Genomic DNA, 23905 nt, shown 5'->3' on the forward strand with positions numbered 1-23905 from the left:
TGCAGGTTTCCGGAGTCGGTAACGCCGGGCCATTACAGAGGGATGGCAGTTCAATGATGTTTCGGTGACGATCCCCCGCGGATGTCGCGGGCAATTGCGACAGGCCGGGGGCGCAGATCGTTTCTTGTCATGGCGCTGTCGCAGGAGAATGGGAAGCAGGGGGCTTTCCAGCACCGGTGAATTGCCTTGCCAAAACTCAGCCCCACGCCTTTCGTCGACCCGACCGCTTCGATTTCAGCGAGCCGGCTCGGGCGCTACACCGAGGTGGGTCCGCGGACCAGCCTGACCGAAGTCGAGCTCGGCGACTATTCCTATGTCGTCAACGATGCGGACATCGCCTACAGCCATATCGGCCGTTTCGTCTCCATCGCGGCCCATACGCGCATCAATCCGGGCAATCACCCGATGGCCCGAGCAAGCCAGAGCCATTTCAGCTATCGCGCCTCGGCCTATTTCGAAGGCGAGGAGGACGAAGCGGATTTTTTTGCCTGGCGACGGCAGCACGGCGTCGATATCGGCCATGATGTCTGGATCGGCCACGGGGCGATCGTGCTGGCGGGGCGCCGCATCGGCAACGGCGCCGTGGTAGGGGCGGGCGCTGTAGTCACCCGCGACGTCGAGGCCTATGCCGTCGTCGCCGGCAATCCGGCGCGGCCGATCCGCCGCCGTTTCGAGGGCGCGATTGCCGACCGCCTGCAGGCCCTGGCCTGGTGGGACTGGTCGCACGAGGCACTGCGCATGGCCCTTCCGGACTTCCGCAATCTGCGGATCGAGGCCTTCCTCGACAAGTATGAGGCTCTTGCCGTTGAGGGCCTAATCGGTCCATCCTGAGGGCATGGCTGATACATTGCTCCATTTTGAAGATTTCCCCGTCGGCGAGATCGCGACCTACGGGTCGTACAAGCTGACGCGCGAGGCCATCCTCGCCTTCGCCAGGGAATATGACCCCCAGCCGTTTCATCTCGACGAGGAGGCGGCAAAAAGCACCATGCTGGGCGGGCTGGCCGCTTCCGGCTGGCATGCCTGCTGCATTTTGATGCGGCTCAACTGCGATGGCTTCATGTTCAACTCCACCTCGATGGGCGCGCCGGGCATTGACGAGGTCAGGTGGCTGGCGCCGCTTCGGCCGGATGTCACGCTGAGCGTTCGCCGCACGACCCTGGAAGCCCGTGTCTCCAAGAGCCGCCCGGAAATGGGCCTGGTGAAGTTCCTGTTCGAATTGATCGCAGACGACAAGACGGTGGTGACTACCCAGACCGGCTCCATCATGTTCGGCCGGAGGCAGGCGGCATGAAATATTTCGAGGATCTTGCCGTCGGCGATACCGACGAGATCGGCGCCTTCACCTTTTCGGCCGAGAACATCAAGCGCTTTGCGGCCCTCTACGATCCCCAGCCCTTTCATGTCGACGAGGCCGCGGCCGCGGCCAGCCATTTCGGCGGCCTGGTGGCGTCGGGCTGGCAGGTTGCCGCTGTCTGGATGAAGCTCCTGGTGGCACATCAGGAGGTCGAAATCGCCAGGGCGCGCCAGCTCGGCAAGCCGGTGGTCAAGCTCGGCCCGTCACCCGGCTTTCGCAACATGGTCTGGGCCAGGCCAGTGCGCGCCGGCGATACGCTGCGCTACAGCGTGGAAGTCACCGGCAAGAAGGAGAGTGCCTCCCGGCCCGAATGGGGCATCGTCTCCATGCTGAGCTCGGCGCTCAACCAGCATGGCGAGCAGGCCTTCCGCTTCGAAGGCACCGTTTTTTGGGAAAGGCGCGGGTGAGACGCGTCGCTGAGCCGGTCATCAGATCGGCATCGAAGGTGCTGAAGCCGTCAGCCCGGCCGCATAGTTGCTCGAACCCTGTCGGCCGGGCTAAGTAGACGTGCCTTAGCCAGGCCGGGAGGCAAGACTTGGCGAGGCGATCAGCTGGGGCTCCGAAAGGAGCAGAAGGGTTTCTCCCGCCCTCCCAGCACCAGCTCCAAGATATGATGCGATCAGGAGACCTGGTGCGATCGGGAGATCGGCCCGCCCGGTTTGCGCTCCAGCTCCGCATAGAACGCGTAGCCGCGGTAGAGGTCCCTGGTCCGGAGCTGCAGGTCCCCGCGGCTTGCGAGATTCGCCAGAGCTGCGGGCAATGCGGCGATCGGATGGACGTGGAAGCGCGCCAGCCAGGCAAAGAGCGCTCGCTTGAACCAGCGCGGCAGGCCCTCCTGCTGGCCGAAATCCACGATCAGAAGCCGGCCGCCCGGTTCCACGGCTGCAGCGGCCCGCTCCAGCACCGCCTGCCAGTCGGGGATCATCGAGAGCGTATAGGAGATATAGATGCGCTCGAAGCCCTTGCGCCCGAATTGCTCGGGCGAAAAGCGGGTGGCATCGGCCTGGGCCACGGTGACGCGGGGCAGCCCATTGCGGTCCAGCGCATGCCGCGCCGTTTCGAGCATAGCGGTCGAAATGTCGAAGCCGGAGAGCGGCGTGGCGGGATAGCGCCTGGCCACGGCGATGAGGTTGCGGCCGGTGCCGCAGCCGATTTCGAGAATGGCATCGCCGGCGGCCGGCTTGAGCGAGGCGATCAGCTGGTCCCGGCCGAGCAGGTAATATTTGCGCGTGAGATCGTAGATGTAGCGCTGGTGGCGATAGATCCGGTTCATCGCCGCCGCGGCATCGCCTGTCTGCATCTCGATGCTCAATGGAGGGCTCGCAGCTCATAGAGATGGAAGCCGCCATAGATGGCGGAGCGGTCGCGCGCGGTCCAGGCCCGGCACCGCTCGCGGTCATAGGACCACCGCGCCAGCAGGTCGGCGGGAATGCGGCCCGGCAGCAGGCTTTCCTCGGCCGCGGTGCGGAAGATCACGCGGGCGCCGGGACGGGCCGTCCGGGTGATTTCGCTCCACAGCTTGGTGAGGATGACATCGGTCATCCAGTCCTGGGCGTCGAGCAGCACATAAGCGTCGAGACTGGCCGCCGGCTGGGCCTTGAGATGGTCGATCAAATTGACGTGGCGGACCTCGATGCGGTCGGCGCGCCCGCGCACGGCCTCATAGGCGGCCTGCTGGAGATAGGGCGGCACCGGCCCGTCGCCATCGGGCTTGTAGCCGCGGCCGAAGGCCTGCCAGGCGAAGTAATTGTCCTTGAGGTCGAAGTCGCAGGCCAGGCGCTCCAGCCTTTCGCGCAACACGTCGGCGATACCTTCGCCGTCGCCCGCGGCGCCGGCCAGGGCGTCATACTGCTCCGGCGGGATGCCGAGGCCGTAGAGCGAGGCCCTGCGACGGGTAAGCCATTTGATATGCGGGCGATCGAACAGGGGAGCGATGCGCTCGTCGAAGACGCGGCGCTGCTCGGCGAGGTCGCGGGCGGCGAGCAGGTCGGCCGGATCGATGCGGTGCAGCCGCCCGATCAGATGTCCCAAGCCGATGAAACGGCCGAGCAGGCCATAGCGATAGAGGTTCTTGCCGAAATAGCCGATGCGGCGGCGCCCGAGCAGGTCACGGCCGTCCCAATAGGCGCGTGTCTCGGCATCGAGATGGGTGCGCAGCGCCGTCTCGTAGATCGAAATGTTGCGGCGCTGCCCGGCTCGCGCAAAGAAATCGTAGAAGGCGGCATGATCGGGCAGGTGCCGGGCAGCCGCGATCTTGAGGCGGTTGAGTGCGATGTGGTGGCGGTTGAGATCGACGGCGGTGATCGCGGCCGGGCCGGCCTTGAGATAGCTCATCACATTGCAGCCGCCCGAGGCGATGGCGACCAGCCGGTCGTCGGGCTTGAGAGCCAGCGCCTCCATGTCGATCTCGGGATCTTCCCAGATCTGGGCGTAGACGAGGCCGCTGAAAGCCAGGGTGAAGAGCCGGTCCTGCATGCCGCGCAGCGACAATAGCCGGTGATGTTCCACGGCCTGCTTGACATGGCCGTTCCCTGCCTGGCCCTGACCCTTGGCTCGAGCTTGCGCCCCGATGCTGTTCACATCCGTCATCCCCAGCCGCTCCTTTGTCGAATCCAGGTTGCGAGTTGGGAGTCGCGGATAAGACCTTGGGATGACGGGGGGATGACAGGAGTGGGCTAAAGCGACGTGGAGGCAACGGATCCGTCAGGCCGCACCCGTTGCCCCCACACGCTCCTGGCCGAGTGCCGCCGCCATCAGGGTCTGGGTATAGGCCTCGCGCGGCGCATCGAAGATCTGGGCGGTGGCGCCTTCCTCCACGATGCGGCCCTCCTTCATCACGACGACATAGTCGGACAAGGCCCTTACAACCGAAAGGTCGTGGCTGATGAAGAGGTAGGACAGGCCATGCGTCGCCTGCAGCTCGCGCAGCAGTTCGACGATCTGCTTCTGCACCGAGCGATCGAGCGCCGAGGTCGGCTCGTCCAGCACCACCACCTTGGGCTTGAGGATCATGGCGCGTGCGATGGCGATGCGCTGGCGCTGGCCGCCCGAGAATTCGTGCGGATAGCGGTTTCGCGCCATAGGATCGAGCCCGACCTCGGTCAGGGCCTGGACGGCCCGCCTGTCCCGCTCGGCAGCCGACAGGCCGGGCTCATGCACCCTCAAGCCTTCGGTGATGATGGATCCCACGGACATGCGGGGGGAAAGCGAGCCATAGGGGTCCTGGAACACCAGTTGCAGGGCTCGCCGCAGCGGGCGCATCTCGAGCACGCTCGCCCGCGAGATGTCCCGGCCATCGAAACGGACGTTGCCTTGGGCGGAATTCATCCGCAGCAGGGCACGCCCCAGGGTCGACTTGCCCGACCCCGATTCCCCCACGATACCGATGGTCTGCCCCTGCTGCAGGCGCAGGGAAACATCATCCACCGCCTTCAAATCCATGGCCTTGTGGCCGCCGAACAGGCTGCCGCTGAGATGATAGGTGACCCGGATGTTGCGACCCTCCAGCAGCACCGGGGCATCGGGGCGGGGCGGGTCCTTGTGGCCCGACGGCTCGGCCGCCAGCAGCATCCTGGTGTAGTCGTGCCGGGGATTGTCGAAAACCTCCTGCGTGGTGCCGGTCTCCACCACCTCGCCGCGGCGCATGACATAGACGCGATCGGCAAACCGCCGGACGATGTTGAGGTCGTGGCTGATGAAGACGATTGACATGCCCAGGCGCTGCCGGAGCTCGGCGAGCAGGGACAGGATCTGCGCCTGCACGGTGACGTCGAGCGCGGTGGTCGGTTCGTCCGCGATCAGCAGGTCGGGATCGTTGGCGAGCGCCATGGCGATCATCACGCGCTGGCGCTGGCCACCCGACATCTCATGGGGATAGGCATCGACCCGCCGCTCGGGATGGGGAATGCCCACGAGCTTGAACAGCTCCACCACCTTCTTGCGGGCTTCCTTGTAGCTGCCGCCGCGGTGATGGACGATCGGCTCTGCCACCTGGCGCCCGACCCTGTAGAGCGGGTCTAGCGAGGTCATCGGCTCCTGGAAGATCATGGTGATCTTGTCGCCGCGTATCTTGTTAAGCTCCTTCGCCGGCAGGCCGATCAACTGCCTGCCGCGATATTTGGCCGATCCCCGCACCTGGCCGTTGCCGGCCAGCAGGCCCATCAGGGCCATCATGGTCTGGCTTTTGCCGGACCCCGATTCGCCCACGATGGCGACGGTCTCGCCGCGCTTCACCGTGAGGTCGATGCCCTTGACGGCCTTGACCGTCCCATCGAGGGTGCTGAAGTCGACCTCCAGGCCGCTGACGTCGAGGAGGGTGTCTTTCGTGCCCTGGTCCGAGAGTGTCTGTTGCATCGGGCTTCCCTTGAGCAAAATGCGGCTAGGCCGAACCGCCCCCGCGTTTTTTAACGTGTTGATATCGGCAGCATTTTGCGGTTCAAAGCGCCTCCGTCTGAAAGAAAAACGCTCTAGCGATCCTTGGGGTCGAAGGCGTCGCGCAGGCCGTCGCCGATGAAATTGAGGCAGAACAGGGTGGTGACCAGGAAAATGGCCGGGCAGATCAGGAGGTAGGGGGCCGCCTCCATGGAATCGGCGCCTTCCTTGATCAGCGCGCCCCAGCTGGTGAGCGGCGCCTGCACGCCGAGGCCCAGGAAGGAGAGGAAACTCTCGAGCAGGATGATGCGGGGGATGCGCACCGTCAGGAACACCAGCACCGGGCTCAGCGTGTTGGGAATGATGTGGCGGCGGATCACCGCCCCTTCGCTGAGCCCCAGGGCATGGGCCGCCGAGATGAAGTCGCGCCGCTTCAGCGACAGGGTCTGGCCCCGCACGATACGGGCCATGTCCAGCCATTCGATGGCGCCGATGGCGACGAAGATCAGCCAGAAGTCGCGCCCGAAGGAGGCCACCAGCAGGATGACGAAGAACATGAACGGGAGCGAATAGAGGATCTCGACGAAGCGCATCATCAGATTGTCGGTGCGCCCGCCGATATAGCCCGACACGGCGCCATAGGTGACGCCGATGACGAGACTGACCAGGCTGGCGAGCAGACCGACGAGCAGCGAGACCTGGCCGCCGATCATGATACGGGTCATGAGATCGCGGCCATTGCCATCCGTGCCCAGCAGGAAATACTGGCCATTGATGTCGCCCTGCATGACGACCGTGCGGCCATCGTCGCGGGTTTCGCTGACCTTGGTGTTCCGGAACTCGTCGATGCGGTCGACATAGCGGGTGGCGCGCGGATCGATTGCCCGGCTCGACGTCAATGTCGCCGTGAACTGGGTGCCCGAAGTTTCGAAGGACTGCACCTGCAGACGGGCCTGGGAAGCCGCCCGCTTCATGGCCTCCTCGAGCGTGGCGTGCTTGGGATAGGGCGAGAGGCTGGGGGGAACCTTGACGTAGGATCCATAGACCTGGTCGTAGCCATGGGGCGAGAAGAACGGGCCCAGCACGGAAAAGAGCACGATGGCCGTAAACACGAACAGGCTGACCATGGCGGCCTTGTTGCGGCGAAGGCGCAGCCAGGCAAGTTCGAAAAGGCTGCGGCTGCGGGGGAGCGTATCAGGAGCCAGGATTGTCTCAGTCATGGCGCACCCTCGGATCGAGCCAGGCATAGATGAGGTCGACGATCAGGTTGAAGACGATGATGAAGACCGAAACCAGCACCACGGTCCCCATCACCAGCGTGTAGTCGCGGTTGAGGGCGCCCTCGACGAAATCCTTGCCGACACCGGGAATGCCGAAGACCTTCTCGACCACCACCGAACCCGTCAGCAGCGAGGCGGCGGCGGGAGCGAGATAGGTGACGATCGGCAGGATGCCGGCGCGCATCGCATGGGCAATGATGGTCAGCTTGGCGGGCAGGCCGTAAGCCTTGGCTGTGCGGATATGGTCGGCATGCAGGGCTTCCAGCATGGAGCCGCGCATCAGGCGGGCAAAGGTCGCCAGCTCCGGCAGCGCCAGCGTGATCATCGGCAGCAGCAAATAACTGAACGAACCGTCGCCCCAGCTTCCGGTCGGCAGCCAATGCAGGATTTGTCCGAAGACGAGGGCAAGGACCGGGCCGATGACGAAATTGGGAATGGTGATGCCGATGTTGCCGATCGCGGTTACGGCAACATCCACAATCGAATTCTGGCGCAGCGCAGCAATGGTTCCGATCAGAATCCCGCCGACGACCGCCAGGAGCAGCGCCATACTGCCGAGCTGCAAGGAATATGGCAGTTTTTGGAGTATGATTTCAGAGACCGTATAGTCGCGATAGACATAGCTCGGGCCAAAATCGCCGTGCAATACGTTCCAGATGTAGCTTAGATATTGTTGCCATACCGGGTCATCGAGATGATAGACCCGGTTGAGGTTTTCCATGGTCTGCGGCGGCAGGGGGCGGGCGAGATTGAAAGGCCCCCCCGGCACCTGGCGCATCAGGAAAAAGGAAAGCGTGACGATCACGAAAAGGGTCGGGATCGCGCTCGCCAGACGCTTCAGCACGAATGAAAGCATGACATTGCCTCGGATTGGCTGTCCGCGAAGCGTTCAGGCCCGGCATCAGCGAGGCGAGCACGCTTTTCCAGCCGTGGATGAGAGGCAGGAGGGCGGGCCTCCTGCCGTCTCACATGCGGCATTTCATTCCTTGGTGAGGAAACGCGTGCCGTGGTGGTTGGCGAGGTTGTCGTGCCAGCCCTTGATCTTTTTGGAGACCAGCCAGGGATCGTTATAGACCAGCAGAGGCGTGACGGAGGCGTCGCGCAGCAGCATGGCTTCCGCGTCGTGCAGGATCTGCATGCGCTTGGCCACATCCCGTTCGGTGAAGGACTTGGCCATCAGGGCATCGAATTCGGGATTGTTGTAGTGACCGTAGTTGAAGACCTTGTTGGTTGAGACGCCCAGGGTCAGGAAGTTCTCCGGATCGGCATAGTCGGCGACCCAGCCGGCCCGGGTGACGTCGAAGCTGTTGCCTTGCTGCAGATAGGCGTAGTGGGATTTGAGATCGGAATTGAGCATGGTGACCTCGGCGCCGAGGCCCTTCCACATGTCGGCGATTGCCGTGGCGACCTTCTTCCAATTCTCGTTGGTGTTGTAGCGGATCTCGACCTTGAGCGGCTTGCCGCCCGGCCCGTAGCCAGCTTCCTTCAGGAGCTCCTTGGCCTTGTCCTCGCGGTCGAGCTGAGGCGTGTCGGCGAAATCGGCCTTGGCCGGCGTGTAGTTGGCGATACCCTCCGGAATCCAGCTGTAGAGCGGCTGATAGACACCGTTCAGCACCTCATTGGCCAGGAAGTCGCGGTCGATCGCCATGGCGAAGGCTCGTCGGACCCGGATGTCGTCGAAGGGCGGCTTGCGGGTGTCGAAGGCATAATATTCGCTCGACGTCGATGGCGAGACGTGAACCTCGTCGCCGACCTTTTCCTGCAGGAACTTGCGCTGATCGGCCTGGAATTGATAGGCGAGGTCGAGTTCCCCGGCCAGGAAGCGGCGCTGAATGGCGGCTTGGTCCTCGCTCGGATAGGCGACGACGCGATCGATCTTCACATTGGCCGCGCCCCAGTAGTTGGGGTTCTTGACGAAGGTGAGGTGATCGCCGGGCACCTGCTCGGTGACCATATAGGCGCCGTTCGACACCAGCTTGCCCGCCTTGGCGAAATCGCGGCCATATTTCTCGACATTGGCCTTGTTCACCGGCACGACGCTTTGATGCGTCAGGAGTTCGGGAAAGAACGGGATGGGACTTTCCAGGGTGATTTCCAGCGTGCCGGCATCGATGGCCTTGACGCCGAGTGTATCGGGCGCCGCCTTGCCGGTGTTCACCGCCTGGGCGTTCTTGATCGGATAGGCGAGGCTGGCATATTCGCCGGCTTCCTTGGGATCGAGATTGCGCCGGAAGCTATAGACGAAATCTTCCGCCGTGACCGGATCGCCGTTCGACCACTTGGCGTTGGATCTCAATTTGAAGGTGTAGACGAGCCCGTCCGGCGAGACCGTCCAGCTTTCGGCAACGCCGGGAACCACCTTGCCGCTGCCGTCATAGGAGGTGAGCCCTTCGTAAAGGTCGTCGATGATGAACTGCTCGATATTGGTGGTGGTGTGGATGGGATCGAGCGATTGAGGTTCGCCGCCCAGACCCTTGTTCAGCACGGTTTCGGCCGAGGCCGACAAGGCCGTGCCGCTGAGCAAGCCCACGGCGAGCAATGCGCCGAACAAACGCGTTTTCAAGGCTGTCATTCTGATGTCCCCTCTGAAGCCAGTTGTTCCGGCTATTGGTTGAAGGCCGGCAGTAAAGGCCCTCGCATTCGCTACGGCAACCCGCGATTTTCGACGGGGAGAGGAAGGGTAGAGCTGCTCGGCCCGCGTGCAGGGGGATAGTATGGCGAGCGGTATAGTGATCGTCTGAAAATTGCGAATAGCCGGGACACGACGCAATATTCGTCATAACCGACCGCGCTTTGTGTCCCTCGCATTGCGGAGACTGATGGAATTCAGCTCTGGCTGAAATATGGGGATAAGCCGTGCACAACCTGGCCGCGAGGAGCGCGACAGGAGCCGGGCATTGCCGAGCGCTGCGCAAATGGAGCATGCTCAGCGCTTCTTCCGGGTGTTGCGGATAAGATGCCCATAGGCGCCAACTTAGAGCAAAGCGCGTTCAAGTATGAACGCTTATTTGCTCTAACTCGTTGTTCTGACGCGTCTTTGCGATTCTAGGTGACTCTGTCAAATCGCAAAACGCTATAGTGGAGTTTGGCGCGTGTCTGGTGGGTCGATCTCCAGATCGACCATCCTGGAAACGCCGCGCTTGCGGGATGGGAAAATGCCGATCTGGAGATCGGCACACCGCGTTTCGGGCGCCTCTACTCGCTAAGTCGGGCTATGAGCAAGATGCCCGTGCACCCCGAATGCGTCGCCGCCGTTAGGCCGGATTCAGAGCCACGCCCGATCAGTTGAACAGGCTGGAGACGCTCTCTTCATGCGCGGTGCGGCCGATGGCTTCGCCGATGAGCGGCGCGATCGAGATGACGCGGATGTTCTGGGCCACGCGTACCGCCTCGGTCGGCATGATCGAGTCGGTGATCACCAATTCGCGCAGCTTGGAGGAGGCGATACGGGCGACTGCGCCGCCCGAGAGCACGCCATGGGTGATATAGGCCAGCACGTCCTTGGCGCCGCGCTCCAGCAAGGCCTCGGCGGCGTTCACCAGCGTGCCGCCGGAATCGATGATGTCGTCGATCAGGATACAGGTGCGGCCCTTGACGTCGCCGATCACGTTCATGACCTCGCTCTCGCCGGCGCGCTCGCGGCGCTTGTCGACGATGGCGAGAGGGGCATCGATGCGCTTGGCGAGAGCGCGGGCGCGCACCACGCCGCCGACGTCGGGCGAGACCACCATGAGCTTGTCCAGCTCCATGCGGGCCTTGATGTCGCGCTCCATCACCGGTGCGGCGAAAAGATTGTCGGTGGGAATGTCGAAGAAGCCCTGGATCTGCCCGGCATGCAGGTCGAGGGTCAGCACCCGGTCGGCGCCGGCATGGGTGATCAGGTTGGCGACCAGCTTGGCCGAGATCGGCGTGCGGCCGGAAGCGCGGCGATCCTGCCGGGCATAGCCGAAATAGGGGATCACCGCCGTGATGCGCCGGGCCGAGGAGCGGCGCAGGGCATCGGTGATGATCAGCAGCTCCATCAGATGGTCGTTGGTGGGGAAGGAGGTCGACTGGATGACGAAGACGTCCGCACCGCGGACATTTTCCTGAATCTCGACGAAGATCTCCATGTCGGCGAACCGCCGCACCGAGCACTTGGTCAGAGGGGTCTTCAGATAGGTCGCAATCGATTCGGCCAGTGCACGATTCGAATTGCCGGCGACGAGCTTGATCTCGCCCGAACCGTGGCCCCTGTCACCTGCCGCCATGAAGCCGGCTCCCACTTTGAGAAAAATGCACCCGGCTCTTAGCAATTGACCGCCCCGCATACAATGGGGGCGTCACAAGGAGTTCACACTTGCATGGCTGGAATGCGTGCAGATTGGGATGATTTTCCGCTGTTCCGGTGCCCGGATGCCATCCGGATCAGCGCATCTGCAGTCCGGCATCGGCCCCGTTCAGCACCTCGCTGCCATTCTCGGTGGTCAGGCTGGTACGCCCGAGGCACATGGCGGTGCCGCTGTCGGAATCCATCAGGATCATATGGGCGAACATCACCATGCCCGGCTCCAGCACCCAGTCATTGCCCTCATAGAACATCGGCTTGTCCATCCAGGATGGGGTGAACTTGGCGCCGAGAGAATAGCCGCAGGCGGCAAGCCGGTGCTCCTCCAGCCCATGCGAATCCATCACCCGGGCATGGGCGGCGAAGACGTCGCCGGCCGTGCGTCCCGGCCGGATCTCGGCCTCGCAGGCGAGCAGGGCCTCATGCGCGGCGGTGTAGAGTTCGCTGTGACGCGGCGAGACGTCCCCCACGGTGATCGTGCGCATCAGCGCCGCGTGGTAGTGCCTGTAGACGCCGGCGAATTCCAGCGTGATCTGGTCGCGCTCGGCGAGCTTGCGGCGGCCGCTCTTGTAGCGGCAGAGCAGGGCGTCGCGTCCCGAGCCGATGATGAATTCATTGGCCGGATAGTCGCCGCCAGCCGAGAAGATGGCATTGTGCTGGGCCGCGAGGATGTCGCCCTCGTCGGCACCCGAAAACACGGCGGCGATGCCCGCCGCGTCGGCGGCGTCCGAGAGGCGGGCCGCTTCGCGCACATAGGCGATTTCGGCGGCCGATTTGACGGCCCTGAGATGGGGGACGACATCGGAGGCATCGACCAGCTCGAAGTCGCCGGCAAAGGCGGCCTCCAGCTTGCGGCCATTGGCATGAGTGAGGCCGTAGGAATCGAATTCCACGCCGATGCGCCCGCTGCTCACGCCGAGATCGCGGGCCATGTCGAGCAGCTGCTGGGCCGGCGTCGCATCCTTGCGATCGGTCCAGATGCGGATATCGGTGAGGATGGAGGTGTGCTGGGCCTGGCGCAGATCCGCCGTGCGGGTGAGCAGCGCCATCGTGCCGTCGGCCCGCACCAGCAGGGACTGGAAGAAGCAGAAGCCGAACGTGTCGTAGCCGGTCAGCCAATACATGCTCTCCTGGGAGAAGAGCAGCATGGCATCGAATTTTTGCGCGGCCATAGCCGCCTGCAGGCGCTTCAGGCGCGCAGCGAATTCATCCGTCGAGAAATGCAGCATGGCAGATCCTGCCTCGAAGCTTGTTGCCAAAGCGTTTTGCGATTTGGTCGTTTCACCAGGAATCGCAAAGACGCGTCGAACCAAAGAGTTAGAGCAAACAAGCGTTCACGCCTGAACGCGCTTTGCTCTAGTGACCCACCAGCGCGATCGCATGCAGCAGGCGGCCATAATCGGGTTCCTTGCGATGGGTCACCCGGCGATAGGAGAAGAAGCGCTCCTCGTCCTGATAGGTGCACAGCGCCATGTCCTCGAAGCGGCCGATGCCGGCGGCGGTGAGGCGCATGCCGATATAGGCCGGCAGGTCGAACATGGCGTGCCCGGCATTGGGGCTCGGACCGAAGAAACGCTCATTGGCCGCGTCGGCCTCCAGGAAGCGAGCCTTGAACTCCGGCCCGACCTCATAGGCCGACCGCGAGATCATGGGACCGAGCACAGCGACGATGTCGCCGCGCGTGGCGCCCAGGCCCACCATGGCGTCGAGCGTGGTTTCGAGCACGCCGGTGAAGGCGCCCTTCCAGCCGGCATGGGCCGCGCCGATCACGCCGGCCCTGGCGTCGGCGAACAGCACGGGGCCGCAATCGGCCGTGGCGACAGCGAGGGCGAGATTGCGCTCGCGCGTCACCATGGCGTCCACCTTGGGAGCGTGCTCGCGGGACCAGGGCGCCGTGACGGTGACGACGTTGGGCGAATGCACCTGGTAGCAGGTGATGAAACGATCGCGCGGCACGCCGAGGCTGTCGGCCATGCGCCCCCGGTTCTCGCGGACATGCTCCTGGTTGTCGTCGGAGCCTGAACCGCCGTTGAGCGAGGCATAGATGCCGTTTGACACCCCTCCCTGGCGCGTGAAGAAGCCGTGGCGGATGCCGGGCAGGTCGAGGGCGGCATGCTGGAGAGCGATGGCGGACGAATCGGTCATGGCGGCAGGATCGGGACGAAGGGAAGAGATGTCAAACGGGCGTCCGCCGGGACCGGCGCAAGTCAGGATTGTGATACCGGCGATTTCGCGGCGGGAACCGTTGCGTTTTCAGGTCGTTGGTTCAAAGTGCTCCGGTATCCGGCCGTGGCCAGGAACGATTTTTTGAAATAGGTGCCCCATGAACATCGCGAAAACCTTGTCCGCATTTGCTTTGGCGGCCTTGCTGGCGCCTGCGGCGGCCGGCTCGGCCGAGGCCGCCGTCAGGACGGGAACGCTCACCTGCGACATTGGCGGTGGTATCGGCGTGGTGCTGGGATCACGCAAGCCGGTCGCCTGCCGGTTTTCGGACTTCAACGGCTACAGCGAACTCTATGACGGCACCATCACCAAAGTCGGCGTGGATGTCGGCTTTACCTTCGCCGGGCGAATGGTCTGGGCCGTGTTCGAGCCGTCCAATCGCCATGCGCCGCTGGGCGGCAATTATGCCGGCGTGTCGGCCGAAGCCAGCGCTGCCCTCGGCGTCGGAGCCAATGTCCTGCTCGGCGGCGGCAATGGCGGCGTGACGCTGCAGCCGATCTCGGTGCAGGGGCAGACCGGCCTCAACGCGTCGGCCGGCATCGGCAGCCTGCATATCCGCCCCGTCGCGGCCCCGGTGATCATTCAGCCCGAACGGGTCTACCGTCCCCGCCACAAGGCGCATCGCCATCACTACAAGGCGAAGAAGCACCGCAAGAGCTGCCGCTGCAAGGTGTGAGGCCTTGCGGGAGGGCGAAGGATCGCGAGAGCCGCCTCGGAGCAGCCAGGCATGACCATGGCCTGGCCTCTCTCAATTGCGCTCGGTTCCCGGCGCTGAAACGGCCAGCACCTTGAAGAGCGAGCCCATGGCGCGCGGCGCGTCGTCAGTCAGGCGTTCCAGCGCCCTCGCTATCGCTTCCGCTTGTTCCGGCGTGGCATGGCGGCTGAGATTGGCGGCCATGGGACGGATGCCGAGTTCGTTGAGAAACTGGGCCTGCGTGGTGAGGATGTCGATCGACAAATGTCGGTCGGCGGCGATGCGGGCCAGCGTCTCGAAGCAGACATGGGTGGTCAGATCTGCCTCGCCGGGCCGGGCCAGCGGATCGACGAAGGCATGCCCCGCCATGGCCTGCAGCGTATCGCCCACGCCGAATTCGATATGCCCGTAGTCGATGATCAGGGCGGCGCCGCCGAACCGGGCCAGCCGCCCGGAAAGGCCGGCCATCACCCGTGAACCGGCTTCCGGATATTCCACGATGGTGCCGTCGAGCGCGCCACCGGAAAGGGACGGCGCCTGGCTGGCCGCTACGGGTTCCGGGGCAAGACCGAAGGCGAGCTCGTCATCGACCAGGCCGACAAGCCGCTCATGCCAGCGCCCGCCCCGATGCACCAGCTGGTGCACGGGCAGGGCGTCGAAGAACTCGTTGGCGATGACGATCGACGGTCCGTCGGGCAGGCCGGCGATGTCGTCATGCCAGGTCGGGTGCCGCCCTCCGAGGCTGTCGGCCAGGGCAGCGGCCTGAGCCTTGCGCAAGACGGGGCTCGTCTCGACCAGATGGAGCGCGATGGCATCGGCGAAAGCCGGCACGACCTTGCCGATGGCCCGCAGGGCGTCCGCCATCAGCGTGCCGCGTCCGGGGCCCAGTTCGACCAGGTTGATGCGGGAGGGCGAGCCGAGGATCATCCAGCGATGGGCCGCCCACAGGCCGATGATCTCGCCGAACATCTGGCTGATTTCGGGTGCGGTGGTGAAGTCCCCGCCCGCGCCGAGCGGATCGCGCGTGATGTAATAGCCGTGACGCGGATGGCCGAGTGCGAGCGCCATGTAGCGCGCCACGTCGATCGGCCCTTCCTGGCGGATCAGCTCCTTGATCTCGCGGGCGAGCGGGGTCTCGCTCATGCCGATTTCGATACGTCGGAGGCCTTGGGTGCCTCGGGGCGGTGCGCCAGGGCATAGATCACCAGGCCAAGGCCAGCCGCGACCATCGGCAGGGAATAGGCCTGGCCGACGGTCAGCACGTCCTGGATCCACCAGCCATCGGGCTCGCGATAGAGTTCGCTGAAGGAGCGGGCGGCGGCATAGCCGATGCCGAACAGGCCGGCGATCAAGCCCGGCCGTTTCAGGGCACCGAAGCGCGTCATGATGGCAAACAGCACGAACAGCGCGAAGCCCTCCAGGGCAGCCTCGATCAACTGGCTCGGATAGCGCGGCGTCGGCCCCTGTGGAAACACCGAGAACGGACTCGATGGCGAAATCATGCCCCAGGACGAGCCCCAGGCCGGACGCCCCCATAATTCGTCATTGATGAAATTGGCGATGCGACCGAGGAAGAGGCCGATCGGTGCGACGCAGGCGGCAATGTCGAGATAGGACAAGACCGGGATCTTGTTGAGCCAGGCGAACAGGATCACGGCGAGCGCCGCTCCCAGGAAGCCGCCATGGAAGGCCATGCCGCCTTCCCAGACCTTGAGGATCTCGATCGGGTTGGCGAGATAATAATCCGGCTCGTAAAGCAGCATGCCGAGCCGCCCGCCGATCACCACGCCGAGCGTGACCCAGATCAGCAGGTCATCGAATTGCAGCTTGGTGCCCGGTTGCACCGGCCAGAGCCGGGCGTTGCCGATCAGGCGGCGCCCATACCACCACCCGCCGAGCAGGCCGAAAATATAGGCCAGCGCATACCAGCGGATGGCGAGCGGGCCGAGATGGATCAGCACCGGATCGAAGGCGGGAACGATGAAATATTGCTCAGGCATGAGGGCCTTTTGGTGACTGGAGATGACAGCGTCAAGGCAGAAGCTTCTAGGGCGTGTCGTCAGTTATGGTTTCGGGCTAGACGGGGAGCGTTTTGGCCGTCTGCAACGTCGCTTCGCTGCCAAGACACAAGTCTTGGCAGCGCTCGCTCCTCCATCTCGCCATTTTTGACCTCATCTCGCTCCAAACCATAACTGACGACACGCCCTAGCGGGGCCAAGCTTTTATCGAGGTCTGGCCCGTGCTATCGACGCCGCAAAGGAGTTTCGTGATGCCACAGCAATCCGGCCGTATCTACGACGAGTTCGCCAAATTGATGACCGACGCCGCCGGCGTCGCCCAGGGCGTGCGCCGGGAAGTCGACAATGTCGTGCGCAGCCAGGCAGAGCGCATCATGCGCGATCTCGACTATGTCCGCCGCGACGAGTTCGACGCGGTGCGCGAGATGGCGATCAAGGCGCGCGACGAAAACGAACGCCTGGCGGTCCGTATCGCCGAACTCGAAGCCAGGCTCGCTGCGCGTTGAGCGCGGGGGCGCCCGCCGTGCGACAATAAGACCGGCACGGAATGAGAGGCCTCCTTGTGGACGGCGGGAACGAATCCTTGCCGATTCAGCCCGAATGCCGGAACTCTCCCCACACAGGCTGCGTATCGATCGGTATTCGCAGCGCCAATGCGCCTCCCCGGAGGCGCCGGGAGTTGCAATGTCGGTAATCGAGCTCCAGAGCGAGCGGGCCGGTCATCCGGTTGATCTCGTCGAACATCTGGCGAGTCTTCACGACTGGGCCTTCGACAGGCTCGGCGAAGACGAGATCTCCATCGTGGTGAAGGGGCATGGCTGCGACTATGCGGTGTCCTTCACCTGGATGGATGATATCGAGTCGCTGCATCTGGCCTGCTCCTTCGATGCCAAGATTCCCAAGCGCCGCCACGCCGATCTCCTCCAGACGATTGCGCTCGTCAACGAACAGCTCTGGGTCGGCCATTTCGACGTCTGGAATGCCGACCAGGTCATCATGTATCGCCATGCCCTGTTCCTGGCCGGCGGCGCCGAAGCCACGCCGCGCCAGTGCGAGGCCCTGATCGAGATCGCGGTGGAAACCTGCGAGCGCTATTTCCAGGCCTTCCAATTCGTGATCTGGGCCGGCAAGACCCCCAAGGAAGCGCTCGAAGCCGTGCTTTTCGAGACCGTGGGCGAAGCCTAGTATCTGGCGGCTTTCCGCGGTCATCGCGGGTGCAGAGAAGCAATCCGGTCCTCATACACCAGCGTTCCTGGGTTGCTTCGCCGCGCTCGCAGTGACGACCCTTTTCCGGCGACCCGAGGCCGCTCCGAGCCGGCGGCTGCCAAAGCCGGCTTTCCACCCGCAGGAGTTCTTCCCATGGCTGATACATTGGACATTGGCGGCAAGCTGTTGCTGCTGGGCGCCGGCAAGATGGGCGGGGCCATGCTGGAAGGATGGCTGAAGCTCGGCCTCGATCCTGCCGGGGTCGGGGTGATCGATCCCTATTTGCCGCCGGAAATCGCCGGCGACCTCTCCGTGAAAGGGATCGCGGTCAATCCGATGCTGGCCTCCTTCGGCACGCCGGCGGTGGTTCTCCTGGCGATCAAGCCGCAGATGATGGATGTCGCAATGAGCTCCGTCGCGCCTCTGTTCGGATCGGATACGCTGGCCGTCTCCATCATGGCCGGCAAGACCATCGCCAGCATCGCGGCATTGCTGCCGGCCGACACCGCCATCGTGCGCGCCATGCCGAATACACCGGCCGCCGTTGGCCGCGGCATCACCGCAGCGGTGCCGAATGCCTTCGTGACCGCCGATCAGGAACGGGCGGCCGATGCCCTTTTGCGGGCGACCGGCGCCGTGGAGTGGGTTGCGGATGAAAGCCTCATCGATGCGGTGACGGCGGTTTCCGGCTCGGGGCCGGCCTATGTCTTCCATCTCGTCGAAGCCATGGCCGAGGCCGGAGCCGCGGCGGGACTTCCTGCCGATCTCGCCATGCGTCTCGCACGTGCCACCGTGGCCGGGTCCGGCGAGTTGCTGCACCGGTCCGACCTGCCGGCGGCCACGCTGCGCCAGAACGTCACCAGCCCTGGCGGCACCACAGCGGCGGCGCTGGAGGTGCTGATGGCCGAAAACGGTTTGACGCCCTTGATGGAGCGGGCGGTGGAGGCGGCGCGCCGGCGCGCGGGCGAACTCGCTTCCTGAGGGCCGCGGAGGCCATGCCTGCCAACGCGCCGCATTGATCCGGACCGCAATCAGCCTATCTTTACCGGACGAGGCACATCGAAAAACGAGGTTCGAGCCATGGTTGCCAAGCCGAAAGCCGATAATGCCGTCGATCCGCGCCAGGCTGCGATAGAAGCCTTGCTGGCGCTGTGCGCCGACAATCCCTGGGGCGAGATCGGCCTGGCCGACATCGCCGGCAAGGCGGGACTGTCCCTGTCGCAATTGCGTGGCCTCTACCCTTCCAAGGGGGCCATCCTCGCCGCCTATTCCCGTCAGGTCGACCAGAAGGTGCTCGACGGCATCGACGAGGGCATGGCCGGAGAGCCGGCCCGCGAGCGACTGTTCGACATTCTGATGCGCCGCATCGATGTTCTCTCGCCGCACAAGACCGCGATCGCCAACATTTCCAGGGCCTTTGCGCTCGATCCGCTCGCCATGGCCGCCTGGAACCGCGTCGTCACCAATTCGATGCAATGGATGCTGACGGCGGCCGATATCGACGCCGATGGCCCGATGGGAGCCGTGCGTGCGCAGGGCTTGGCGCTGGCCTGGGCTCGCATCATCAAGGTCTGGCTGAAGGACGAGGACGAAGGTCTTGCCACCACGATGAAGGAAGTGGACCGGCAGCTTCGCTCTGGCGAGCGCTGGATGGAGCGGGCTGACGACCTTTGCCAGATCTTCGCGCCATTCCGCCGTGTCGCCGAACGGTCTTATGAGCGCCGCGCCCGCATGCGCGAAAGGCTGCGCGAGCGTTTCCACGATTTCGCCGAGTCGCGCCGGCGGGGCAGGGATGATCGCGACGATGCGGAGGCGGTGTGAGTAGCAGTAGCGGGCAACCGTCGGCCGAGATCGGTTTCGATGATTTCCTCAAGGTCGATATTCGCATCGGCACGGTGCTGGAGGCGGTGCCCCTGGAAGGAGCCCGCAAGCCGGCCTATCGCATGCGCATCGATTTCGGCGGCGAGATCGGCATCAAGGCCTCCTCCGCCCAGCTGACTGCCCTCTACAGGGCTGATGAGCTGGTCGGGCGCCAGGTAATGGCGGTGGTGAATTTCCCGCCGCGCCAGATCGGCAAATTCATGTCGCAGGTGTTGACGCTGGGCTTTCCCGGCCCCGACGGTGCCGTCGTGCTGGCGACACCGGAACGCCAAGTCCCGAACGGCTCGCGTCTGCTCTGAGAACGGGGGAAGGGGAAGGGAGTGTCAGCCCCCGGGCTGACATCTCGCATATCCGGCGCTCCCTCAGGCCGACCAACTGGCTCTAGGCGACCCTCTCGATTGCGATCGCCGTCGCTTCTCCGCCGCCGATGCACAGCGAGGCGATGCCGCGCCTGAGATCGTGGCGGGCCAGGGCGTGCAGCAGGGTGACGATGATGCGCGCGCCGGTCGCGCCGATCGGATGGCCGAGTGCGCAAGCCCCGCCATGGATGTTGAGGCGGTCGGCAGGGATGCCGAGGTCGTGGCGGGCGGCCATCGCCACCGCGGCGAAGGCCTCGTTGATTTCGAACAGGTCGACCTCTCCCACGCGCCAGCCCGTGCGTTCGAGCAGCTTTCGCATGGCAGGGATCGGCGCGGTGGTGAACCAGGCCGGATCCTGGCTATGCGTTGCGTGTCCCTTGATCTCGGCCAGCACGGGCAGGCCGTCGCTCTCGGCGATGGAGCGGCGGGTCAGGACGAGGGCGGCGGCACCGTCGGCATTGGCGGAGGAACTGGCAGCGGTGATGGTTCCGTCCTTGCGGAAGGCGGGCCTGAGCTGCGGGATCTTGTCGGGCGAGACCTTGAGCGGGTTCTCGTCGTTGGCAACCAGCCTGGAGCCACCCTTCCCCGGCACTTCCACCGGTGCGATCTCGGCGGCGAAGGCACCGGTTTCGACCGCCTTGCGGGCGCGGTTCAGGGTCTCGACGGCATAGGCATCCTGGTCGTCGCGGCTGAATTGATAGGCCTCAGCCGTCGCTTCGCCGAAATCACCCATCGGGCGGCCCCCTTCATAGGCGTCCTCGAGGCCGTCGAGCATCATGTGGTCGAGAAGGCGATCATGACCCATGCGGTAGCCGCTGCGGGCCTTGGCCAGCAGATAGGGCGCGTTCGACATCGATTCCATGCCGCCCGTCACCACGATGTCGGCGGAGCCGGCGCGAAGGAGATCGTGGCCGAGCATAGTTGCCTTCATGCCCGAACCACAGACCTTGTTGACGGTCGTGGCCCCCGTGGCGTCGGGCAGCCCGGCATGGCGGGCGGCCTGACGGGCCGGCGCCTGGCCAAGGCCGGCAGGGAGCACGCAGCCCAGCAAGACTTCGTCCACCCGATCGGCAGCGAGCTTCGCGCGTGCCAGGGCCTCCTTCACGACATGGGCGCCGAGCGCAGGGGAGGGCAGGCTCGAAAGGTCGCCCTGGAACCGTCCCAGCGGGGTGCGTGTGGCGGAGACGATGACGACGGGGTCGCTGGTGGACATGGCTCGATCCTCAATGACACTGCAAAGCGCTATTGCATGATGAACGACATATAATATTATGACCGTAATTTAAAGAGGAGAACGGCCATGGACGTTTCGGAGTGCGTCGACCCGCGCAAACTGGCGTCGCGGATGATCACGCCCCGGCGGCTTCCCCCGCGCGCCGTGCCGATTCCCGAAGGCGCGACCCCCTTTTCCGTCACGCATGATGGCGGCTTGATCGCCGGCTGGCGCTGGGGCCATGGCGAGCCTGTGCTCCTGGTGCATGGCTGGGAGGCCACCCATGTCGACATGCTTGCTTTCGTGGAGCCCCTGCTGGCACGCGGCCTCGGCGTGATCGCCGTCGATCTGCCGGCCCATGGCGCTTCCGAGGGCGTCTCGGCGACTATCCCGCAGATGGCCAAGGCCGTGACCGCCGTCGGGCAGACCTGCGGGCGCCTGCATGGCGTGATCGGCCATTCCGTCGGCGGGCCGGTTCTGACCGTCGCACTGGCCGGAGGGCTGGATGCGGGGCGCGTCGTCCTCATCGCCTCGCCCGCCAATTATGGCCGCCAGATGCGGGCGGCGGCGATGGCGTCGGGGGTCGTCGACGCCAGGGATCTCGCCCACCTGGCCGACGAGCTCATCCGCCTGGGTACCGAACTGCCGATCATGGATCTGCCCAGCTTCGCCGAACGGTTGACGCAACCGGCCCTTCTCTTCCATTCCAGGGACGACCGCGTCGTCGCCATTGGCGAAGCGCGGGAAATCGCCAGATATTGGCGAGGATCACGATTGATCGAGCTGGACGGACTTGGCCATGGCCGTATCCTTGGCGATGCCGGCGTGATCAGCCGAGCCGTGGACTTTCTGGCCGCGGATTTTCTGACGGTACCTTCCTGACGGGAGACGAGGCGGGCCATGCGCTATGACAAGGGCCATAAGGATGCGACGCACCGGCATATTCTCGAAACGGCCGCGTTGCGCCTGCTGCGCGATGGCATCGACGGCACCGGCATTGCGCCGTTGATGGCCGCTGCGGGCCTGACCCATGGCGGCTTCTACAGCCATTTCGCTTCGAAGGATGCCCTGGTCCGCGAAGCCGTAGCCCATACGCTGGCGCAGCGACGCGGCAAGCTGCGCCGCTCCGCCGAGCGCGCCGACGATCCGATCGAAGGGCTGATCCGCTATTATCTGCGCCCCATCCACCGGGACACGCCCGAAAAAGGCTGCGCCATCGCCGCGCTTTCCGGTGAGATCGCGCGCCAATCGGAGACGACGCGGGCCGCCTTCACCGAGGAACTCTTCGGCAGCATCGGCGTGATCGCGGATAATCTGTCCGGAGGCAATGCCGAAACGCGCCGCAGCACCGCCATCGCCATCATGGCCCTGCTGGCGGGAACGCTGCAGCTCGCACGCGTCGTCCCCGATCCCCTACAGTCCAATGCGATCCTGGAGAACGGCATCGAGGCGGCGCTGAAGCTGGCTCGCGGCTCCGCCGCCGGTGGCGAGGACGGCAGGGGCGCATAGGCGGCGCCGAGCCCGCCCGATCACCGGCCGGCATCAGACCGGGATGCGTACATTCGCCCGCAGTCCACCCAGCGGGCTGGTGGCGAGGGTGATGTCGCCGCCGTGGAAGCGGGCGATGTCGCGGGCGATGGCAAGGCCGAGGCCGGTGCCGCCATGATCCTGGTTGCGGGCCTCATCCAGCCGGAAGAAAGGCTTGAACACGTCCTCGCGGCTTTCTTCGGGTACGCCGGGCCCGTCATCGTCGACAGTGACGATGAGGTAGCGTTGCTCGCGCACGCCGGTGATGAGGATGGTCCTGGCGAAACGCTGGGCATTGGACACCAGGTTCGTCAGGCAGCGCCGGAAGGCGTCCGGACGTACCACCACGATCGGATCCCCCTGGAAGCTGACCCGCGCATCCTGGCCCTGGCGTATGGCATTGGCACGCAACTCTTCCAGCAGCGCGGCGATGTCGGTAGGCTCGGCCTGTTCGGCGGCATCGCCGCGCGCGAAGGCGAGATAAGCCTCCAGCATGCGGCTCATCTCGTCGACGTCCTTTTGCAGATCCTCATATTCGGGACTGTTTTCGTCGAGCAGGGCCAAGGACAGCTTGAAGCGTGTCAGGATGGTGCGCATGTCGTGCGAGACGCCGTTGAGCATGGCGGTGCGCTGCTCGAAGGCGCGCTCGACGCGCCGGCGCATCTCGATGAAGGCGCTGGCGGCCTGGCGCACCTCGCGCGCGCCGCGCGGGCGGAAGTTCTGGACGTCGCGCCCCTTGCCAAAATCCTGCGCGGCATTGGCGAGCTGCTGGATCGGCCGGATCTGGTTGCGCAGGAACAGGATCGCCACCGTGATGAGGATCAGCGAGGAGCCGAGCATCCAGAGCAGGTAGATATAGGAGTTGGAGGCGAAGGTCTGGCTGCGGCGGGCGAAGACGCGCAGGACGGCATCGTCGAGCTTGACGCGGATCTCGACGAAATCCGAGCGGCCGACTGTATCGATCCAGAAAGGCAGGCCGATGCGCATGCGGATCTCGTCCGACAGGGCCTGGTCCAGAATGTCGAAGAAGGGGCGGGCTCCGCGCGGCGGCAGGTCCTCGAGGGGGCGAAACTCGATGCCGAGCGCAAGCTGCTTCTGGGCTACCAGCTGGAGCAGGTCTGTCGTGCCCTTGTCATGGGGCATTTGCTGGTAGAGCTCGACGATCGCCGCGATGTCCTTGGTGGTGGCGGCCGACAGCCGCGCCGTCACGCCCTGCCAGTACTTCTCCATGAACATGTAGGTGACGATGGCCTGCAGCAGCACCATCGGCGTGATGATGATCAGCAGCGAGCGGGCGTAGAGGCCCTTGGGCATGCGATCGCCGAGCGCCGATAGCACGCGCCCGGGGCCGGCAGCCAGTTCGCGCATCCGGGGCAAGACGATACGGGCGGCCTCGGAAGTCCGCGCCAAGCCTTTTCGGAGCATCGCCCCGGCAGATTGGAGGGCCGG

Annotated in this window: 24 protein-coding genes; 11 read left to right on the top strand and 13 right to left on the bottom strand. The window is 64.8% G+C overall.

The window, feature by feature from the left end; all coding sequences use genetic code 11:
- Positions 1–180: 180 nt before the first annotated feature.
- Genes J8I29_RS02650 through J8I29_RS02660 form a run of 3 tightly spaced genes read left to right on the top strand, consistent with a single transcriptional unit; the run spans position 181 to position 1764 of the window.
- The gene (locus J8I29_RS02650; RefSeq protein ID WP_209430584.1) at positions 181–831 is read left to right on the top strand and encodes a chloramphenicol acetyltransferase; all 651 of its coding nucleotides are present in this window, start codon (positions 181–183) and stop codon (positions 829–831) included.
- Between the two features lie 4 nt (positions 832–835).
- On the top strand, positions 836–1294 hold the full coding sequence (locus tag J8I29_RS02655) for a MaoC family dehydratase (RefSeq protein WP_209430518.1): 459 nt from the start codon (positions 836–838) through the stop codon (positions 1292–1294).
- On the top strand, positions 1291–1764 hold the full coding sequence (locus tag J8I29_RS02660; protein ID WP_105861626.1) for a MaoC family dehydratase: 474 nt from the start codon (positions 1291–1293) through the stop codon (positions 1762–1764). The genes J8I29_RS02655 and J8I29_RS02660 overlap by 4 nt, the downstream gene beginning before the upstream one ends.
- A 212-nt stretch (positions 1765–1976) precedes the next feature.
- Here the strand turns inward: J8I29_RS02660 and J8I29_RS02665 are convergent, their stop codons facing one another.
- The 9 genes from J8I29_RS02665 to pgeF all read right to left on the bottom strand — a co-directional run bounded on the left by J8I29_RS02665 (position 1977) and on the right by pgeF (position 13480).
- Positions 1977–2657: a class I SAM-dependent methyltransferase gene (locus J8I29_RS02665; protein WP_209430519.1), complete on the bottom strand. Its 681-nt coding sequence runs from the start codon at positions 2655–2657 to the stop codon at positions 1977–1979.
- A gap of 8 nt (positions 2658–2665) precedes the next feature.
- The gene (locus J8I29_RS02670) at positions 2666–3946 is read right to left on the bottom strand and encodes a DUF3419 family protein (protein ID WP_209430520.1); all 1281 of its coding nucleotides are present in this window, start codon (positions 3944–3946) and stop codon (positions 2666–2668) included.
- Positions 3947–4060: 114 nt separating this feature from the next.
- Positions 4061–5710, bottom strand: a complete 1650-nt coding sequence (locus J8I29_RS02675; RefSeq protein ID WP_209430521.1) for an ABC transporter ATP-binding protein — start codon at positions 5708–5710, stop codon at positions 4061–4063.
- A 113-nt stretch (positions 5711–5823) separates the two neighbouring features.
- Entirely contained in the window at positions 5824–6948 is a 1125-nt protein-coding gene (locus J8I29_RS02680; RefSeq protein ID WP_105861629.1) for an ABC transporter permease subunit, read from the bottom strand.
- Positions 6941–7864: an ABC transporter permease subunit gene (locus tag J8I29_RS02685; RefSeq protein WP_105861630.1), complete on the bottom strand. Its 924-nt coding sequence runs from the start codon at positions 7862–7864 to the stop codon at positions 6941–6943. The genes J8I29_RS02680 and J8I29_RS02685 overlap by 8 nt, the downstream gene beginning before the upstream one ends.
- Positions 7865–7987: 123 nt before the next feature.
- Entirely contained in the window at positions 7988–9580 is a 1593-nt protein-coding gene (locus J8I29_RS02690) for a peptide ABC transporter substrate-binding protein (RefSeq protein ID WP_209430522.1), read from the bottom strand.
- Between the two features lie 709 nt (positions 9581–10289).
- Positions 10290–11258 (bottom strand): ribose-phosphate pyrophosphokinase, encoded by a 969-nt coding sequence (locus J8I29_RS02695; protein WP_105861632.1) that lies wholly within the window; start codon positions 11256–11258, stop codon positions 10290–10292.
- Between the two features lie 157 nt (positions 11259–11415).
- Positions 11416–12564, bottom strand: a complete 1149-nt coding sequence (locus tag J8I29_RS02700) for a Xaa-Pro peptidase family protein (RefSeq protein WP_209430523.1) — start codon at positions 12562–12564, stop codon at positions 11416–11418.
- A 127-nt stretch (positions 12565–12691) separates the two neighbouring features.
- Positions 12692–13480, bottom strand: coding sequence for a peptidoglycan editing factor PgeF (pgeF, locus tag J8I29_RS02705; protein ID WP_209430524.1), 789 nt, complete (start codon positions 13478–13480; stop codon positions 12692–12694).
- Between the two features lie 178 nt (positions 13481–13658).
- On the opposite strand from pgeF, the gene J8I29_RS02710 reads away from it, so the two are divergent.
- Entirely contained in the window at positions 13659–14234 is a 576-nt protein-coding gene (locus J8I29_RS02710; protein WP_245196556.1) for a DUF992 domain-containing protein, read from the top strand.
- Between the two features lie 72 nt (positions 14235–14306).
- Here the strand turns inward: J8I29_RS02710 and J8I29_RS02715 are convergent, their stop codons facing one another.
- Positions 14307–15395, bottom strand: coding sequence for an SAM-dependent methyltransferase (locus J8I29_RS02715; RefSeq protein WP_209430525.1), 1089 nt, complete (start codon positions 15393–15395; stop codon positions 14307–14309).
- Positions 15392–16252: a prolipoprotein diacylglyceryl transferase gene (gene lgt / locus J8I29_RS02720; protein WP_209430526.1), complete on the bottom strand. Its 861-nt coding sequence runs from the start codon at positions 16250–16252 to the stop codon at positions 15392–15394. Before lgt ends, J8I29_RS02715 begins: the two co-directional genes overlap by 4 nt.
- Before the next feature lie 269 nt (positions 16253–16521).
- On the opposite strand from lgt, the gene J8I29_RS02725 reads away from it, so the two are divergent.
- From J8I29_RS02725 to J8I29_RS02745, 5 genes are all read left to right on the top strand, one after another.
- On the top strand, positions 16522–16776 hold the full coding sequence (locus tag J8I29_RS02725; protein ID WP_105861636.1) for an accessory factor UbiK family protein: 255 nt from the start codon (positions 16522–16524) through the stop codon (positions 16774–16776).
- Positions 16777–16954: 178 nt separating this feature from the next.
- Positions 16955–17455, top strand: a complete 501-nt coding sequence (locus J8I29_RS02730) for a YbjN domain-containing protein (RefSeq protein ID WP_105861637.1) — start codon at positions 16955–16957, stop codon at positions 17453–17455.
- A gap of 174 nt (positions 17456–17629) precedes the next feature.
- Positions 17630–18457 carry a pyrroline-5-carboxylate reductase gene (gene proC / locus J8I29_RS02735; protein ID WP_105861638.1) on the top strand — a complete coding sequence of 276 codons (828 nt, stop codon included), beginning with the start codon at positions 17630–17632 and terminating at the stop codon, positions 18455–18457.
- Positions 18458–18556: 99 nt separating this feature from the next.
- Positions 18557–19297, top strand: a complete 741-nt coding sequence (locus tag J8I29_RS02740; RefSeq protein WP_209430527.1) for a TetR/AcrR family transcriptional regulator — start codon at positions 18557–18559, stop codon at positions 19295–19297.
- Complete coding sequence (locus tag J8I29_RS02745) at positions 19294–19656, top strand: tRNA-binding protein (RefSeq protein WP_209430528.1); 363 nt, start codon at positions 19294–19296, stop codon at positions 19654–19656. The genes J8I29_RS02740 and J8I29_RS02745 overlap by 4 nt, the downstream gene beginning before the upstream one ends.
- A gap of 82 nt (positions 19657–19738) precedes the next feature.
- Here the strand turns inward: J8I29_RS02745 and J8I29_RS02750 are convergent, their stop codons facing one another.
- The gene (locus tag J8I29_RS02750; protein ID WP_209430529.1) at positions 19739–20929 is read right to left on the bottom strand and encodes an acetyl-CoA C-acyltransferase; all 1191 of its coding nucleotides are present in this window, start codon (positions 20927–20929) and stop codon (positions 19739–19741) included.
- Between the two features lie 87 nt (positions 20930–21016).
- Here J8I29_RS02750 and J8I29_RS02755 point away from each other — a divergent pair, with 87 nt between their 5' ends.
- A complete protein-coding gene (locus tag J8I29_RS02755) occupies positions 21017–21811 on the top strand; it encodes an alpha/beta fold hydrolase (protein WP_209430530.1) in 795 nt (264 codons plus the stop codon).
- A gap of 18 nt (positions 21812–21829) precedes the next feature.
- Positions 21830–22438: a TetR/AcrR family transcriptional regulator gene (locus tag J8I29_RS02760; protein ID WP_209430531.1), complete on the top strand. Its 609-nt coding sequence runs from the start codon at positions 21830–21832 to the stop codon at positions 22436–22438.
- A 33-nt stretch (positions 22439–22471) separates the two neighbouring features.
- Here J8I29_RS02760 and J8I29_RS02765 read toward each other — a convergent pair whose 3' ends face one another.
- On the bottom strand, positions 22472–23824 hold the full coding sequence (locus J8I29_RS02765) for an ATP-binding protein (protein WP_105861967.1): 1353 nt from the start codon (positions 23822–23824) through the stop codon (positions 22472–22474).
- Between the last annotated feature and the right edge of the window lie 81 nt (positions 23825–23905).

It is taken from the genome of Labrys sp. LIt4 (genome assembly GCF_017813775.1).
Lineage (GTDB): Bacteria > Pseudomonadota > Alphaproteobacteria > Rhizobiales > Labraceae > Labrys > Labrys okinawensis_A.

Coding starts and splice junctions, on each gene's coding strand:
- J8I29_RS02655 (WP_209430518.1), top strand. CDS start 836: ATGGCTGATACATTGCTCCATTTTGAAGATTTCCCCGTCGGCGAGATC.
- J8I29_RS02660 (WP_105861626.1), top strand. CDS start 1,291: ATGAAATATTTCGAGGATCTTGCCGTCGGCGATACCGACGAGATCGGC.
- J8I29_RS02665 (WP_209430519.1), bottom strand. CDS start 2,657: ATGCAGACAGGCGATGCCGCGGCGGCGATGAACCGGATCTATCGCCAC.
- J8I29_RS02670 (WP_209430520.1), bottom strand. CDS start 3,946: ATGACGGATGTGAACAGCATCGGGGCGCAAGCTCGAGCCAAGGGTCAG.
- J8I29_RS02675 (WP_209430521.1), bottom strand. CDS start 5,710: ATGCAACAGACACTCTCGGACCAGGGCACGAAAGACACCCTCCTCGAC.
- J8I29_RS02680 (WP_105861629.1), bottom strand. CDS start 6,948: ATGACTGAGACAATCCTGGCTCCTGATACGCTCCCCCGCAGCCGCAGC.
- J8I29_RS02685 (WP_105861630.1), bottom strand. CDS start 7,864: ATGCTTTCATTCGTGCTGAAGCGTCTGGCGAGCGCGATCCCGACCCTT.
- J8I29_RS02690 (WP_209430522.1), bottom strand. CDS start 9,580: ATGACAGCCTTGAAAACGCGTTTGTTCGGCGCATTGCTCGCCGTGGGC.
- J8I29_RS02695 (WP_105861632.1), bottom strand. CDS start 11,258: ATGGCGGCAGGTGACAGGGGCCACGGTTCGGGCGAGATCAAGCTCGTC.
- J8I29_RS02700 (WP_209430523.1), bottom strand. CDS start 12,564: ATGCTGCATTTCTCGACGGATGAATTCGCTGCGCGCCTGAAGCGCCTG.
- pgeF (WP_209430524.1), bottom strand. CDS start 13,480: ATGACCGATTCGTCCGCCATCGCTCTCCAGCATGCCGCCCTCGACCTG.
- J8I29_RS02710 (WP_245196556.1), top strand. CDS start 13,659: ATGAACATCGCGAAAACCTTGTCCGCATTTGCTTTGGCGGCCTTGCTG.
- J8I29_RS02715 (WP_209430525.1), bottom strand. CDS start 15,395: ATGAGCGAGACCCCGCTCGCCCGCGAGATCAAGGAGCTGATCCGCCAG.
- lgt (WP_209430526.1), bottom strand. CDS start 16,252: ATGCCTGAGCAATATTTCATCGTTCCCGCCTTCGATCCGGTGCTGATC.
- J8I29_RS02725 (WP_105861636.1), top strand. CDS start 16,522: ATGCCACAGCAATCCGGCCGTATCTACGACGAGTTCGCCAAATTGATG.
- J8I29_RS02730 (WP_105861637.1), top strand. CDS start 16,955: ATGTCGGTAATCGAGCTCCAGAGCGAGCGGGCCGGTCATCCGGTTGAT.
- proC (WP_105861638.1), top strand. CDS start 17,630: ATGGCTGATACATTGGACATTGGCGGCAAGCTGTTGCTGCTGGGCGCC.
- J8I29_RS02740 (WP_209430527.1), top strand. CDS start 18,557: ATGGTTGCCAAGCCGAAAGCCGATAATGCCGTCGATCCGCGCCAGGCT.
- J8I29_RS02750 (WP_209430529.1), bottom strand. CDS start 20,929: ATGTCCACCAGCGACCCCGTCGTCATCGTCTCCGCCACACGCACCCCG.
- J8I29_RS02755 (WP_209430530.1), top strand. CDS start 21,017: ATGGACGTTTCGGAGTGCGTCGACCCGCGCAAACTGGCGTCGCGGATG.
- J8I29_RS02760 (WP_209430531.1), top strand. CDS start 21,830: ATGCGCTATGACAAGGGCCATAAGGATGCGACGCACCGGCATATTCTC.
- J8I29_RS02765 (WP_105861967.1), bottom strand. CDS start 23,824: ATGCGCGAACTGGCTGCCGGCCCCGGGCGCGTGCTATCGGCGCTCGGC.